Annotated in this window: 17 protein-coding genes; 8 read left to right on the top strand and 9 right to left on the bottom strand. The window is 48.8% G+C overall.

All coding sequences use genetic code 11. The annotated features are described in order from the left end of the window. Positions 1–3 precede the first annotated feature (3 nt). The 7 genes from BM318_RS02105 (at position 4) to BM318_RS02075 (ending at position 6,272) form a co-directional block, all read left to right on the top strand. Positions 4–1,281, top strand: a complete 1,278-nt coding sequence (locus BM318_RS02105) for an NADH:ubiquinone reductase (Na(+)-transporting) subunit B (RefSeq protein ID WP_092980275.1) — start codon at positions 4–6, stop codon at positions 1,279–1,281. Between the two features lie 2 nt (positions 1,282–1,283). Then, positions 1,284–2,033, top strand: a complete 750-nt coding sequence (locus BM318_RS02100; protein ID WP_092980273.1) for a Na(+)-translocating NADH-quinone reductase subunit C — start codon at positions 1,284–1,286, stop codon at positions 2,031–2,033. A gap of 1 nt (position 2,034) precedes the next feature. Further along, positions 2,035–2,682, top strand: coding sequence for an NADH:ubiquinone reductase (Na(+)-transporting) subunit D (locus BM318_RS02095; RefSeq protein ID WP_092980271.1), 648 nt, complete (start codon positions 2,035–2,037; stop codon positions 2,680–2,682). Positions 2,683–2,693: 11 nt separating this feature from the next. Then, entirely contained in the window at positions 2,694–3,494 is an 801-nt protein-coding gene (gene nqrE, locus BM318_RS02090) for an NADH:ubiquinone reductase (Na(+)-transporting) subunit E (protein ID WP_245759715.1), read from the top strand. A gap of 3 nt (positions 3,495–3,497) precedes the next feature. After that, a complete protein-coding gene (gene nqrF / locus BM318_RS02085) occupies positions 3,498–4,802 on the top strand; it encodes an NADH:ubiquinone reductase (Na(+)-transporting) subunit F (RefSeq protein ID WP_092980269.1) in 1,305 nt (434 codons plus the stop codon). A 62-nt stretch (positions 4,803–4,864) separates the two neighbouring features. Then, positions 4,865–5,224, top strand: coding sequence for a Na(+)-translocating NADH-quinone reductase subunit F (locus tag BM318_RS02080; RefSeq protein WP_092980266.1), 360 nt, complete (start codon positions 4,865–4,867; stop codon positions 5,222–5,224). Next, positions 5,202–6,272 (top strand): FAD:protein FMN transferase, encoded by a 1,071-nt coding sequence (locus BM318_RS02075; RefSeq protein WP_245759714.1) that lies wholly within the window; start codon positions 5,202–5,204, stop codon positions 6,270–6,272. Before BM318_RS02080 ends, BM318_RS02075 begins: the two co-directional genes overlap by 23 nt. On the opposite strand, the gene BM318_RS02070 is transcribed toward BM318_RS02075, so the two are convergent. The 4 genes from BM318_RS02070 to gpmI are packed head-to-tail and all read right to left on the bottom strand — an operon-like array spanning position 6,269 to position 9,942. Continuing rightward, complete coding sequence (locus tag BM318_RS02070; protein WP_092980264.1) at positions 6,269–7,045, bottom strand: class I SAM-dependent methyltransferase; 777 nt, start codon at positions 7,043–7,045, stop codon at positions 6,269–6,271. The two genes, BM318_RS02075 and BM318_RS02070, sit on opposite strands and share 4 nt — an antisense overlap. 3 nt (positions 7,046–7,048) lie before the next feature. Beyond that, on the bottom strand, positions 7,049–7,867 hold the full coding sequence (gene map / locus BM318_RS02065; RefSeq protein ID WP_092980260.1) for a type I methionyl aminopeptidase: 819 nt from the start codon (positions 7,865–7,867) through the stop codon (positions 7,049–7,051). Between the two features lie 12 nt (positions 7,868–7,879). Next, the gene (locus BM318_RS02060) at positions 7,880–8,428 is read right to left on the bottom strand and encodes a thioredoxin family protein (RefSeq protein ID WP_092980259.1); all 549 of its coding nucleotides are present in this window, start codon (positions 8,426–8,428) and stop codon (positions 7,880–7,882) included. Continuing rightward, positions 8,425–9,942: a 2,3-bisphosphoglycerate-independent phosphoglycerate mutase gene (gene gpmI, locus BM318_RS02055; protein WP_092980257.1), complete on the bottom strand. Its 1,518-nt coding sequence runs from the start codon at positions 9,940–9,942 to the stop codon at positions 8,425–8,427. Before gpmI ends, BM318_RS02060 begins: the two co-directional genes overlap by 4 nt. A gap of 201 nt (positions 9,943–10,143) precedes the next feature. Between gpmI and BM318_RS02050 the strand changes: the two genes are divergently transcribed. Then, entirely contained in the window at positions 10,144–10,608 is a 465-nt protein-coding gene (locus tag BM318_RS02050; RefSeq protein ID WP_092980256.1) for an ankyrin repeat domain-containing protein, read from the top strand. Between the two features lie 174 nt (positions 10,609–10,782). Here the strand turns inward: BM318_RS02050 and BM318_RS14360 are convergent, their stop codons facing one another. From BM318_RS14360 to BM318_RS14355, 5 genes are all read right to left on the bottom strand, one after another. After that, entirely contained in the window at positions 10,783–10,950 is a 168-nt protein-coding gene (locus tag BM318_RS14360; RefSeq protein WP_177218240.1) for a DUF6747 family protein, read from the bottom strand. Positions 10,951–11,069: 119 nt separating this feature from the next. Next, positions 11,070–11,831 carry a M48 family metalloprotease gene (locus BM318_RS02045; RefSeq protein ID WP_092980255.1) on the bottom strand — a complete coding sequence of 254 codons (762 nt, stop codon included), beginning with the start codon at positions 11,829–11,831 and terminating at the stop codon, positions 11,070–11,072. A 40-nt stretch (positions 11,832–11,871) separates the two neighbouring features. After that, positions 11,872–12,618, bottom strand: coding sequence for a M15 family metallopeptidase (locus tag BM318_RS02040; protein ID WP_092980253.1), 747 nt, complete (start codon positions 12,616–12,618; stop codon positions 11,872–11,874). A 54-nt stretch (positions 12,619–12,672) separates the two neighbouring features. Beyond that, positions 12,673–13,866: a T9SS type B sorting domain-containing protein gene (locus BM318_RS02035; RefSeq protein ID WP_092980251.1), complete on the bottom strand. Its 1,194-nt coding sequence runs from the start codon at positions 13,864–13,866 to the stop codon at positions 12,673–12,675. Positions 13,867–13,869: 3 nt separating this feature from the next. Next, a partial coding sequence (locus BM318_RS14355; protein WP_394333320.1) for a hypothetical protein occupies positions 13,870–14,544 on the bottom strand: 675 nt, incomplete at its 5' end.

Raw genomic sequence — 14,544 nt, 5'->3', positions numbered from 1 at the left:
ATTATGAGCGACAAAAGACTCACATTGAAAAAAAGGATGCACATTATCAAGCACCGTTTCCGGGGCAAGAAAATGGCACCTGCCTTTAATGCTTTTCACACCTTTTTATTTACACCGGACGAAACCACCCATAGCGGGGGCCATGTACGGGCCGTAGATGATTTAAAGCGCACGATGAATACCGTTATCATGGCTTTGATCCCGGTACTGATATTTTCCTTTTTCAACACGGGATACCAGTACTACGCTGCCATCGACGCCGCTAACGGAGTTCCCCGTACGGTTGACCTCTTCGGTAACTTCCTGACCTGGGAGAATTTCTGGTTGGGCTTTACCCAGGTAATGCCACTGGTTGTGGTCAGCTATGCGGTAGGATTGATCGTTGAATTTATTTTCGCCGTGATCAAAGGGCATGAGGTGGAAGAAGGTTACCTGGTCACCGGGATGCTTGTTCCGTTGATTGTCCCTGTGGATACACCGCTTTGGATGCTGGCTGTAGCTGTTGTCTTTGGGGTGGTTATCGGTAAAGAGGTATTTGGAGGAACAGGAATGAATATCCTGAACCCGGCCCTTACCATTCGCGCCTTCCTGTTCTTTGCCTATCCAACCTGGATGAGTGGGGATAAAGTGTGGGTGCACCAGGCCGTTGATCGCGCAGGTACGCCGGACGCTATTAGTGGGGAAACCATTCTGGGATCCCTGGCGCAGAATGCCTCATACGATTACAGCGTTTCGGACATGTTCTTTGGATTCATCCCGGGATCTGTCGGAGAAACCTCTGCTTTTTTAATCCTGATCGGGGGTCTGTTTTTGATCTTCAGTAAAATCGCCAGCTGGCGAATCATGCTCAGCGCCGTGATTGGTGCCCTGGTTATGGGACTAATATTTAACGGAGTAGTTGCCCAGGGATGGATCGGAGAAACCAGCAGTTTCTACGGGCTAATGAGTTTTGAATTCTGGAAGCACCTCATAGTGGGAGGCCTGGCCTTTGGTATTGTTTATATGGCCACCGACCCGGTAACCGGGTCACAGACCAACCGGGGTAAATGGATCTACGGCTTCTTTATCGGATTTATTTCCGTTATGATCCGGGTATTTAATCCGGCCTATCCGGAAGGGGTATTCCTCGCAATCCTCCTGATGAACGTCTTTGCTCCTACCATTGACCACTATGTTATCCAGGGCAATGTTAAAAGACGATTGAAACGATTAAAAACGGCTACCATCCTGCCTAAAACCACGGATGGCATAGCCCAGGAATTACAAGCTGAAACTGCATAGTTATGGCCATAAACACAAGTAACAACGTCTATACCGTCATCTTCGCCAGTATCATGGTGGTAGTGGTGGGATCTATCCTCGCTTTCCTGGCATCGGGTCTGAAACCGATGATCAAGGAGAACGAGCGTTTTGAGAAGCAACAGAATATCCTCTATGCCATGGGAGTCAATGAGAACGACGACGATGGCTCCGTAAACTTCGTTGCCAAATCAGAAGTTGAAGCCACATTTACCCAGTACATCAAGCAGCAGCTAGTACTGGAAAATGGTCAAATCCTGGAAGACGATGAGGCTTACCTGATCGACATGAAACAACAACTCGCCAAGATTAAGAACGGGGAAGATGCCCGACTGCCAATCATGGTTGGTGAGAAGGACGGGAAGACCTATTATATTATTCCCATGTACGGAAAAGGGCTTTGGGATGCCATCTGGGGCCACATCGCTATTGACGAGAACCTCGTTGTCCAGGGCGTGTACTTTGACCACAAGGCAGAGACGCCAGGACTGGGGGCGAATATTAAAGCCCGTTACTTCATGGACGATTTTTCCGGGGAGTCAATCCTTGACGGAACGCGTTATGCAGGGATTAACGTAGCCAAAGGAAACAACGATCCCCTGAACCAGGATAAGGACGATAACGAAGTCGACGCCCTTGCCGGTGCAACCATTACCGGAAACGGTGTTTCCGCCATGATATCACAGACGGTTAATCTGTACAAGAACTACCTCGAATCCATCAGAAAACAATAATATGGCACTACTCAGTAAAAAAGACGCCAATCTCATTTTAGATCCGCTGGCCGACAATAACCCCATCACCATTCAGGTATTGGGAATTTGTTCCGCCCTAGCCATTACCGCCGAGTTAAAGGCATCTCTGGTTATGGCCATTTCGGTAATCTTCGTAATGGGGGTTGGGAATGTTGTGATATCCCTCTTAAGGAATATCATCCCTTCCAAAATCCGGATTATTGTTCAATTGATCGTGGTAGCTACCCTGGTAATTATCGTGGATCAGGTGCTCAAGGCATTTGCCTATGAACTCAGCAAAACGCTTGCGGTATTTGTGGGTCTGATCATTACCAACTGTATCATCATGGGACGCTTCGAAGCCTTTGCCCTTGGAAACGGGTTATGGAGATCCTTCCTCGATGGTATTGGTAATGCCCTTGGATATGGGGTGATTCTGATCATTGTCGGGTTTTTCCGAGAATTGCTGGGATCCGGAACGCTATTCGGCATCCCTGTGCTGGGAGACCCCATCGCCAAAACCGGTTTATATTCCACCGGATACGAGAACAATGGTTTCATGATCATTCCCCCTGCGGCCCTGATTGTGGTAGGTGTAATTATCTGGGTACAACGTTCGCGCAACCGTGCCTTAATTGAAGAAAACTAAGCAGCTGTAAGATGTTAGAACACGTAGAATTATTTTTCAAGTCAATCTTTATCGACAATATGGTCTTTGCCGTATTCCTCGGGATGTGTTCCTATTTGGCCGTATCCAAGAAGGTAAGCACGGCTGTGGGCCTGGGAGCTGCGGTAATCTTCGTATTGGGGGTGACCGTTCCGTTGAATTGGCTGTTAGATCAGTATTTATTACAGGAAGGAGCCCTGACCTGGCTCGGTGAAGAATACGCCAGCTACGACCTGAGCTTTTTGTCCTTTATCCTCTTTATCGCGACCATTGCTACCATGGTGCAGTTGGTAGAGATTGTGGTGGAAAAATTTTCGCCTTCCCTGTATAATTCCCTGGGTATTTTCCTGCCCCTAATTGCAGTAAACTGCGCGATCCTGGGAGGATCGCTCTTTATGCAGGCACGGGAGATCCCTTCTCTGGGTCTGGCAGTGAACTATGGAATCAGTTCCGGAATCGGATGGTTCCTGGCAATTCTGGCCATTGCTGCGATCCGTGAAAAAATCCGGTATTCCAAAGTGCCACCACCTCTGCGAGGTTTAGGGATTACCTTTATCATAACCGGACTCATGGGAATTGGTTTCCAGAGTTTCGGAGGAATGCTTACCGGAGGAGACGAAGCTGCAGCTGAAGAGCAGGCGGTGGAGGTGCCGGCTACCCAACAGGTCGAGGCAACTCCGGAGACTTACGCTCCTGAGGCAGATAAAACAACAACCAATCCAGAAGACCAAACCACAAAAGCGGCAGCCGAAGCCGGTGAGGCCGTATCGTATAATGATCTCGTAAAATCGTAATAGATGTTATTAGCGACAACTTCAGGAACAATCCTGATCACAGTAATTGCATTTTTAATCCTGGTCCTCCTTCTGGTAGCGCTGCTGCTTTTCACCAAGGAAAAGCTGTCCCCTTCCGGGCCGGTTACCATAACTATTAATGGAGAGAAGGAGGTAGAAGTAGCCTCGGGAAGCACCTTATTGTCTACCCTGGGTGGTGAGAAAATATTTTTGCCCTCTGCCTGTGGTGGAGGTGGAACCTGTATCCAATGCGAATGCCACGTAATCTCCGGTGGTGGGGAAGCCTTGCCAACCGAGACGCCCCACTTCTCCAAGAGGGAACTCAACGAAGGCGCGCGCTTGGCTTGCCAGGTAAAGGTGAAGCAGGACATGGAAATCACCATTCCTGAAGAAGTCTTCGGAATCAAAAAATGGGAGGGCACCGTGGTGCGTAACTACAATGTGGCTTCCTTCATCAAGGAATTCGTAGTGGAAATTCCTGAGGACATGAACTACAAGGCAGGAGGATACATCCAGATTGAGATTCCTCCCTGTGAGGTTCCTTACAAGGATATCGACATTACGGCCCACCCGGAAGAACACGATTCCCCGGACAAGTTCCAGGCCGAATGGGATAAGTTCAACCTCTGGCCGTTGGTCATGAAGAACCCGGAAACCGTAGAGCGTGCCTACTCCATGGCTTCCTTCCCTGCTGAAGGACGTGAGATCATGCTTAACGTACGTATTGCGACGCCGCCATGGGATCGTTCCAAGAATGGGTGGATGGATGTGAACCCCGGAGTAGCTTCCTCCTATATCTTTTCCCTGAAAAAAGGAGATAAGGTTACTATTTCCGGGCCTTATGGAGAATTCTTCATCAACCATTCGGAATCCGAGATGTTGTATGTAGGGGGAGGAGCAGGAATGGCACCGATGCGGTCCCACCTGTACCACCTCTTCAAGACTTTGAAAACAAACCGTAAAGTGACCTACTGGTACGGAGGACGTTCCAAGCGCGAACTCTTCTATATCGATCACTTCAAGCAGCTGGAGAAGGAATTCCCGAACTTTAAGTTCTACATGGCCCTCTCTGAGCCTCTGGAAGAAGATAACTGGAAGGTTAAGGAAAGTTTGGATGCTCCCGGTGACGGATTCGTAGGATTCATTCACAACTCTGTGATTGATTACTACCTGAATGATCACGAGTCTCCTGAAGACATTGAACTCTATTTCTGTGGACCACCCTTGATGAACAAGGCGGTTCAGAAAATGGGCGAGGACTTTGGAATCCCGGATGAGCATATTCGCTTCGACGATTTCGGAGGATAATCCAGGAACTTTGAACTTAAAAACCGATATGACCTCATATCGGTTTTTTTAATCCGGAACAGATGAAGGAATTATCCAAACAGGAATTACATAACCTGGCTATGAACATTGTCGGGCGACAGTTGGTGGCCGATGGTTTTGAATTCATGGGGGTTAAGAGTGACATGAAGCAGGATCCCCAATTTGTCTGTCTCAAGGACAAGAACTTGCATTTTATTGTGGTACGGCCGGTTCCCTTCCCGGAGGATCCAACGGTCTACGACGAGAAGCTTCTCGATAAAATTAAAGATCACGCATTAAAATTTGAGGCACGGACCTTTTATGCCGGTGTGGGATTGTCCAATGCAGAAAACCGTAACGAGCCGGTGTACCTGAATCAACCCTATATCGTAGACTACCATGGCCTTATCGAAATTCAATAAGTGCTTCTTCCCGATTCGTGTGCTGGTTGCAACGGTGCTGATGGGCGCGATGCTCGTAGCCTGCGGACCGGAAGCGACCCAAACAGGCAAATTCACCTATGGAGGAGAGGCCCTGGGGACAGGGTACGGGATCATTTTTTATGGCCCAACCCCTTCGGAGTTCAGCGAAAACCCAGAAGCCATGCAGATGGCGATCGATTCCACGTTTGAAGTAATTAACCAGAGTATGTCTACCTACTGGCCGGATTCCGACATCAGCAAAATCAACCGGGGGGATACTACCATTCAGGTCGATGCCATGTTCCGCGAAGTCTTTGAAGAATCGGCCTACGTGTATTCCGCTACCGGCGGCTATTTTGACCCCACAGTAGGAGTGCTGGTCAACGCCTGGGGTTTTGGACCCGAGGGCACCCTTTCCATGGACAGTACACGTGTAGATAGCTTGTTGCAATACGTAGGTTTTGACAAGGTGGAATTACTTTCCGACGGCACGGTACGTATGAACCCTCCGGGATTGCGTTTCGATTTCAACGCTATTGCCAAAGGGTATGCGATTGATCGCCTGGCAACCCTGCTGGAATCCCGCGGAGTTGAAAACTATCTGGTGGAGGTTGGTGGGGAAGTCCGCGTTCGCGGCAATCATCCGGAAGATGGATCTCCCTGGCGCATTGGTATTGATGACCCACAGGCAGAAGGCACCCGTAGTATAAAGAAAACAGTGGCTTTGGCGGACATTGCCATGGCTTCTTCCGGGAACTACCGTAAGTTCAGGATCGATTCCCTCACGGGTGAGAAATTCGTGCACACCATAGATCCCTTAAGCGGATACACCCGGAACTCAAACGTTCTGGCAGTATCTGTCCTCGCACCAACCTGTATGCGGGCCGATGCCTTTGCCACAGCCGGGATGGCTATGGATCTGGAAACGACAAAAGGCCTGTTGGCAGACCATGCAGACCTCGAAGGGTATATCATTTACCTGGATTCAACAGGTACAACCCGGGAGTATATGACCAGGGGTTTCCTAAAGCGTGTAGAAACGGATTAAACAGATAACGGTTTGCGCACCACGGGAATCAATTCTCCTTGGGCCAAGCGATAACGTTCGACTTCTTCAGCAGTCAGGGATTTGGTATAATCCACAGCCTCCACCTGAAATCCGGCTGCTTCCAGAATTTCAAAGTAATCCCTGCCGTATACCCGCAAGTGATCGTACTGCCCGAAAATACGACGGCGTTCCGTTGGGTCTGTGATGCTTGAATCTTCGAAGGTGTGTTCCCGTTTTAGATCCTGGGGGATTTGAAATACCCCCCATCCGCCCGGAGCCATAACCCTGTAGAGCTCCCGCATGGCCTTGCGATCATCGGGGATGTGCTCGAGAACATGGTTGCACAGGATAATATCATAGGAATTGTCTGCAAACGGCAGGTCGCAGATGTCGGCGTGTACATCGGCCAAAGGGGAGTTCAGATCTGTAGTCAAATATTCGGTGTGCTCGAGTTTTCGAAAGCGCTTGTAAAAGGACTGCTCAGGAGCAAAATGCAGGACGCGGGAAGGTTGGGTAAAGAAATTGGTTTCTCGTTCCAGATACAGCCAAAGCAAGCGATGCCTTTCCAAACTGAGGGTAGAGGGGGAGAGGACGGCTTCCCGTTGCACTTCATAGCCATAGGGCAGGAAAGTGCGAAAGCTGCGCCCGTCTATCGGATCGGTATACCGATCTCCCTTATATATCAGGGCAAAAAACGGGCGAACGAGATAACTCAGGCGAATGAGTAATGGCCTGGGCACGATTCCCAATACCCATTTGAAGATTTTTTTCACGACTTAAGAAGCAGGTACATTGTGCCTAAATTCCTTTTCTTCATCGGACTCAATCCCCAGCGCTTCGTAAATGAAACCGAAGGTGGAAAGCAATTCGGGCTTACCGTCGATAAGGGCCACGTCGTGCTCAAAGTGGGCACTGGGTTGACCATCGGCTGTGAGTATGGTCCAACCGTCGCGTAATTGTTTGATCCGTCGCGTTCCCATATTGATCATGGGCTCGATGGCAACGACCATTCCGTCCTGAAATTTTTTGCCCCTTCCGCGTTTGCCGTAATTGGGCATTTCCGGGGATTCGTGAAGTTTGCGCCCCAGGCCGTGGCCTACCAGTTCGCGAACCACCCCGTATCCGTGGGACTCACAATAATGTTGGATCGTATAGCCTACATCGCCAACGCGGTTACCAGCCTTAAATTGGCGGATACCTTCATAAAGAGAAGCTTTGGTTACCTCCAGAAGTTTCAGGGTAGCAGGAGCTACTTCCCCAAGGGCAAACGTGTAGGCGTGATCCCCGTAGAAGCCATTTTTAAGGGCTCCGCAATCTACAGATACGATGTCTCCATCCTCAAAAGGTTCGTCGTTGGGAATACCATGGACAACCTGGGCGTTCGGGCTGATATTCAGGGTATTCGGGAAATCGTACATTCCCAGAAACCCGGGCTCCGCCCCATGGTCACGGATAAAGGTTTCGGCTAATTTGTCGAGATACAGGCCGGATACTCCCGGTTTGATCTCCGAGGCGATCATTCCCAGGGTACGAGACACCACCAGGGCGCTTTCCCGCATCAATTCTATTTCTTCTGCAGTCTTCAGGTGAACCATGCCGCAAATATACTAATCCCAGTCGTAGGCGTGGCGATAGGGCTCCCCGCTTAAGATCTTGAGCATATCAGATTCCAGGTCTTCTATCGGGAACTCCACGATGCGTCCGAGCTCTTCCTTGTTTTTATAGAAAATGAAGGTAGGAACATTAATGAGCGACATTCCAGCTACATGTTCCTCAGGAGCAATCTTTTCCCGATCCACGGCAATTACTTCGACCCGGGAGGGATCATAACCCGCTTCCTCCAGGATCTTTGTAAAACGAGGGACCTCCCGCTTGCTATCCTTGCACCAGGTTCCCAGGAATACCTGGATTTTGACTTTTTTCAATAGCGGTTTGAGGGCTTCTATTTTTTCATCCGACGGCGCATAGGCCTCCCGGTTCTCATGATACCATCCCGAATAAGGAGCCACCGCCAAAGAATCCAGGGAAGCCGTGCCCACGAGCATTAGGGTATCACTCTCAGTATCGGGCATGCGAACGGCAGTGTGCTTGGGTTGCGCTTTGCAGCCAAGCAAAAGAATACCCAGAATGCCAATCAAAAATAAACTTCGAATCATATCAGGGATTTTCCGGTCATGGCTTCAGGTGCGGGCACACCGATTATTTCCAGCAGGGTAGGAGCAATATCCCCCAATACCCCTGCTTTGATTTGTTTGCGATCCGGGTCTACCAGGATTAGGGGGACAGGGTTTGTGGTATGCGCTGTATTCGGGCTGCCGTCGGGGTTGATCATGATGTCGCAATTCCCGTGGTCAGCGATCACCAGGGTACTGTAACCATTGGCCAGGCCTGCGTTAATTACATCCCGGGCACAGGCATCTACAGTTTCACAGGCTTTGATGGCAGCGGCCATATCGCCGGTATGCCCCACCATATCCGGATTCGCAAAATTCAAACAGACAAAGTCGGCTTCGGCATTTTGTAATTCGTCCACAATGGCATCCCGAATATCCGGAGCGCTCATTTCGGGCTGCAGGTCATAGGTAGCCACTTTGGGTGAAGGGCACAGGATTCGCTCTTCCCCTTCAAAGGGGGTTTCCCGTCCTCCATTAAAAAAGAAGGTTACATGCGGGTATTTTTCGGTTTCCGCAATTCGGATTTGCTTCTTTCCGGCTCGGGAGAGCACCTCACCGAGTGTATTTTCGATATTGTCTTTGTCATAGACTACGTGTACTCCCTTGAAGGTTTCGTCGTAATTGGTAAGGGTTACATAATAGAGGTCTAAGGGCTTCATATCGTATTCCGGGAAAGCTTGCTGGCTCAATACCTGGGTTAGTTCCCGGCCGCGATCGGTACGAAAATTAAAGAATATCACGACATCGCCATCTTGTATCGTCGCGATCGGAGCCTCTCCGGAGGCACTTATCGCCAGGGGCTTTATAAATTCGTCTGTGGTCCCGGTGGAATAACTTTCTTCCAGGGCGGTAACGGCATCTGCGGTTAGTTTCCCTTTGCCATTTACGAGGAGGTCATAGGCCTCCTTTACCCGTTCCCAGCGTTTATCCCGATCCATGGCGTAATACCGCCCAACGATAGTGGCCAGGTCGCAAGGTTTGTCTGCGATGAAATTCACAAGATCCGACACAAAACCAGCGCCGCTCTTCGGATCCACATCCCGTCCATCCGTAAAGGCATGTATATAACTCTGGGGGACTCCCGCTTTTGCGGCAGTGCTGATCAGACCCTTCAGATGGTCGATATGACTGTGTACCCCACCATCGCTCAGCAATCCCAAAAAGTGTACGGGTTTCCCGGACTCTTTCGCATAAGTTAAAGCCTTTTGCAGTACGCCCTCCTCTTTAAGGCTGTCTTCAGCAACGGCCTTATTGATTTTTGCAAGGTCCTGATAAACCACGCGTCCTGCACCCAGGTTCATGTGTCCTACTTCGGAATTCCCCATTTGGCCATCCGGCAGACCAACGTTCATGCCGTCCGTCCGCAGGGTAGCATGCGCATAATTGTCGTAAAGGGAGTCAATAAAAGGTGTATGGGCCTGGTCAATTGCCGAGACCTCTGGATTCTGTGCGATCCCCCAACCGTCGAGGATCATCAAGATGGCTTTCTGATTCATAATGCAAAAATACAGCTTAATTGGAAGTCCCGCAGCGACAGGGCAAACTTTAGTTCAGGTGTTAAACTTTAGTTAGGGTTCTGTTAATCGTGAAACATTTTACTATTGGCATCGTCTATATTTATATAGTAATTACTTATTCATCATCAATCATCAATCATCAATCATCAATCATCAATCATCAATCAAAAACGACGCGTCATGAAACGATTAATTTCCTTAGGGGTTGCGCTGCTTTGCTGTGCGACCCTGCCATTGACTGCTGCTGAGGTGCCAAAGGGTCCGGGCAGTGCAATTCCTGTATTAACCCACAATTTTGATACTGTGGTCCTACCGGCCGATTTTACTGAAGCCGCGCACTATGATTCCTTTATGGAATTAGATCTGGCCCGCCTCAGCCCACTTTGTGAGGCTATCCTGAAGGGAGACAAAGAAAAGGTGTATGCCTTACTCGCTACAGGGGTAGATGTCAATCAGAAATCCCTGGGTAAAACCCCATTGATTTTTGCAGCCCGCTATAATCGGGTAGAAATCGCCAAAGTGTTGCTGAAGCATGGGGCGGATCCGGAGATTCGCTGTGATGGAGGGCACGATGTGATCCATCACGCCAAACTTTCAGGGGCTAAGGAGGCACAGGCACTCTTTACCAAAGTATTGAAGGCATAAAAAATGCCAGAGCTCCTTTCGGGGAGCAGATTTAGAAAAGCGCTATGAAATTTTGAAGAAACCAGCGGGTTTGTTCATCAGTCAAATAAAAGCCCCGGCTATGCAGCCGGGGCTTTTATCGTTAAAGTCTACCAGCTTTCTCAGGGCCGGTGCAGTGTTCTCATAAAAGGGTAATCAAAAGTCGAAACCGGTAAAAACCCGGTACATGAATGCGTAAAATGCCATGCTGAGCATTATCGCGCAAAATACAGAGTAACCTTTCAGTATAATCTTGATCGCACCTGGCTTCAGGTCGTCAAAAGCGTCTGTATAAATGTCCTTAAAATGTAATAGTGTTCCCATATAGTTGTTCTCGTTTAGACACAGCTATAAGGGCTAAAATCAAGGTAAGTAATAAGAATTGGGTACTCCCAAGGTACAAAAATTGGCGAGGCGCCCAAGTCGGGTCACCGTTTATTCGTTCAGGAGCGATATTTCTCGATAGCCTCCCGGATTTTCTCGATGCGATTTTCCGGATCCGGGTGGGTACTCTGGAATTCCGGCACGCGATTCGGGCCGGCTGCTTCCGCCAGAATCCGCATTACTTCGATTAATTCTTCCGGGTTATATCCGGCTTGAATCATAAATACCACCCCCAGCTCGTCGCTCTCCAGTTCATCGCCCCGACCATTGCTCAGTAAGGTATTCTGACCTATACCGGCTACCACGTTCCCCATATCTGCACCAACGGAGGCACCCATGGAGAGGGTTTTCCAAAAACTGCTCTCGGCAATACGTTCCGCAGAATGACGCCCGATTACGTGACCGATTTCATGGCCAAGCACTCCAGCCAGTTGGGCTTCGTTCAGTCTGGCGAACAGGGCGTAGGTGATAAAAATTTGGCCTCCCGGAAGTGCAAAGGCGTTAATGGTCCGGTCATCGGCCAGTAGGTGGAAGTCGTATTTGTATGGGGTTTCCCGTGCAATGCTATTCTGGACCAGGCGCCGGCCAACATTGTCTACAAAATTCTGAAGGCGCTCATCCGGGTAGAGCCCACCGTGTTGTTGTGCCATCTCCGGGGCGGTTTGCAAACCGATGGCAATCTCCTGATCCGCGGTCATATTAATGGTTTGGACCCTTCCCGTATAGGGGTTTTCTTCTTTATTGCTGCAGCGCTGAATAAAGGCAAAGGCTACGATTGCCAGACCGATAAAGATGCGGATTTTCCAACTCCCTCTACGCATGGTAATACTGATTTAAGACGCCTTTTAAGGTACGAAAATCTTAAAGTAAGGAAGGATTGATATCCAGAATATTATCCTGGATATAATTCCTGAGGAAACCAGTTGTAAAGTGTTCGCTGCCCTCGAAATCTTCCTTTTCCATAATGCGCACCAGGTTAATCCGGCGCATTTCCTCCAGCATGGAAATTGAAATTGGGGCATAGGAATAGTGCCAGGGCTCGAATTTGAAACCGCGGCGTTTCGGATCATCGGTATAGACCAGATAAAAACCATAGTCCTCGCTATGCTCGTCCATCCAGGCCTTAAAGTCTGCGAAAGGTCCTCCCGCTTCAAATTTTTCGGCAACCAGTACGTCGCCTTCGGCACGTTTATTTCCATCGATCAGGTCTACATCGGTACCCCAATGGTGCCGACTGGTACCGGGAATTGTGGAATACTCCACAATTTTATCGATTGCTTCCATAGGACTCAGGCCATCGACATCGGTAAATTGGATGTACTTCCGCTCAAAGATCTGTCGCTGGCGTTCATAACTCCGAAAACTGCTTACCACTTTTATGTCGATGCCATCCTGGTAGGCGGCCCGTTTCATCTCCACAAAGGAATCGTGGGCTTCCTCCCGCAATTGAATGCCTTCGCCAAATAGCTGAATGTCTGCTTTTCCCATGAGTTCTGCCTCAGAGAATAATTCCTGGGGTCGCAATCCTGAATTTGCCCAATCCACTGCGGGTAGCCCTAAGGCAAGGGAAGCTATCCCGGTTTGCTGTATAAATTTTCTTCGCTTCATAGTTTGCGCAATTATCCGCAACCCGAATTTACTAAAAATAGCGTGAGTAGTCTTTTAATCGGTCAGGTATAGATAACCGTGGTGTTTCTCCCTCAGATCGTGGAAGGTAATGATGTAGAAGTAAATTCCTGATTCCAATCCTGAATTTCTCCTGTAGGTCATGTCTACGTTGGCTATGCCCACGAATTCCCCTTGATATTGATCTTTTTTATAAACCATCAGGCCATTTCGGTCGTAAATCTGAATGGAATTATTCCGGTATTCCGTGGTAAGATCCAGTTTTAAGTTCTCGTTTACACCGTCGCTATTTGGAGAGATATAGTAGTTGTCGAGATTAACAGTAGTGTAGGCTTCAGTTTCTCGGGTTCCTCCTAAAGTAATAATTGCATAATCCTGAGGCAGGAATGTCTCGGAGATAATCCAGCCCTTATCCTTACCCCCGGAGATTTCAGTGTTTCCCAAATCTTCCCATTGACCGGTAGCCTTGTTTTTTCCAACCACCCGCAGGTCATCGAGAAACTGCGCTAGACTACTGACATTGCTAATTTCATCCCAGGTCAGTTTCACCCGCGAAGGTAAAGCTGCATCGAGGAACCAAAATTCAAGTCCGCTCACCCGCAAACCGGTCGTGGTTTCCAGTGTAGATCGGTTATCGAAGGGCCTGGGCGTATCCCGAGTTAGAAAACCGCTGTAAAGTGCCGGGTTCTCGTAGAAATAAGCACAGGTTATCTCTGCATTGATTGCGTCCGATTCAATTTCCACCACCCTTAATTTCCCTGCTCTACCCACCGGGAATACAAAGGAGGATTTGTTGTGTACCCGTACAAATCCATCTACTTTGGAGCTGTTACTTTCTCCTGTGTAGAAGGAATCGAAATTAAATAAGGGGTATCCATTGAGTTCCTGACGGGAAGTGAGCAAATCGCCGCGAATCAGATTTGCATTGTTCTCAATTTCTACTGGTAATTCCAGGCGCACGCCCTGGTCTGATGCAAATTCTACATCAAAGAAATAGGGGATTTGAGAGCCGCTAACTTTTATAGAACCGGTGCCGCCATAAAATCCGGTCAAGCCTTCGGCATTGACAAAGGAGGCATGGTTCTCAAAATTCGTATGAATTCCGAGCGATCCCGCCCCATGCATTTCGATATCGGTAAAATTCGCTATCCCTTCCTGGGCCCAACTCGTTGAGTATAGGAGGAACACCGGAATCAGCGTGCCGAAATAGTTGTAGATATTGCGTTTCATGGTTTATCGGTAGGCTTGAAACATTACGATTACCCCATCGGCAAATTGATCTGCTTCAACAGTGAATCCATCCGAATTTAGTGAAGTAACTCGCGCGGTGGTCAGGCCAAGGTTATCCCCATTCTGATTTCCATACCGTAATCCAATACAGTGGGAATTCGATGCATATCGCGATATATCGTTTATAGAATTACCATGACCTCCGACATAGATTACCTGCTGATTCAGGCCGCTACCCGTGTCCTGAACGAAACCATTCATGCTTCCATAGGAGTTTTCTAGGCCCCTTTCATTGTTGCGTATCCCATTGTCAGCATTCAAATTAAAGCTGTCTACATTGGCGTGTGCCTGGAAACTGATACTGCTCGGTTGAAAGGGAATCCCCGTTATCGATTGTAACCCAGAACTTGTAATTTGGAAAACACCCATATAGACCCGCGGCAGATTATCTACATAGTCTTTGGTAGTGGCGTCCTGTGCAGCAGTAGGATTGGCTAGATTGGAAATTTGATTTCCAGCAGCATTATTTCCTTGGTTCAGTACTGCTTCGAGATCTTGGCTGTCGGTATTGTCAAGGTAAGAAGAAAGGTCTACGGTTCCTCCGTTTTCAAGAGTCAGCGTATTACCGGCCAGGCCTAGAGTCTGATCATCTGTACTAACCCCGCTGATATCTACACT

The sequence above is a fragment of the Robiginitalea myxolifaciens genome (genome assembly GCF_900115205.1).
GTDB classification, from domain to species: domain Bacteria; phylum Bacteroidota; class Bacteroidia; order Flavobacteriales; family Flavobacteriaceae; genus Robiginitalea; species Robiginitalea myxolifaciens.
The sequence above is the reverse complement of the archived record's forward strand: the minus strand, read 5'-3'. Positions and strand labels throughout refer to the sequence as shown.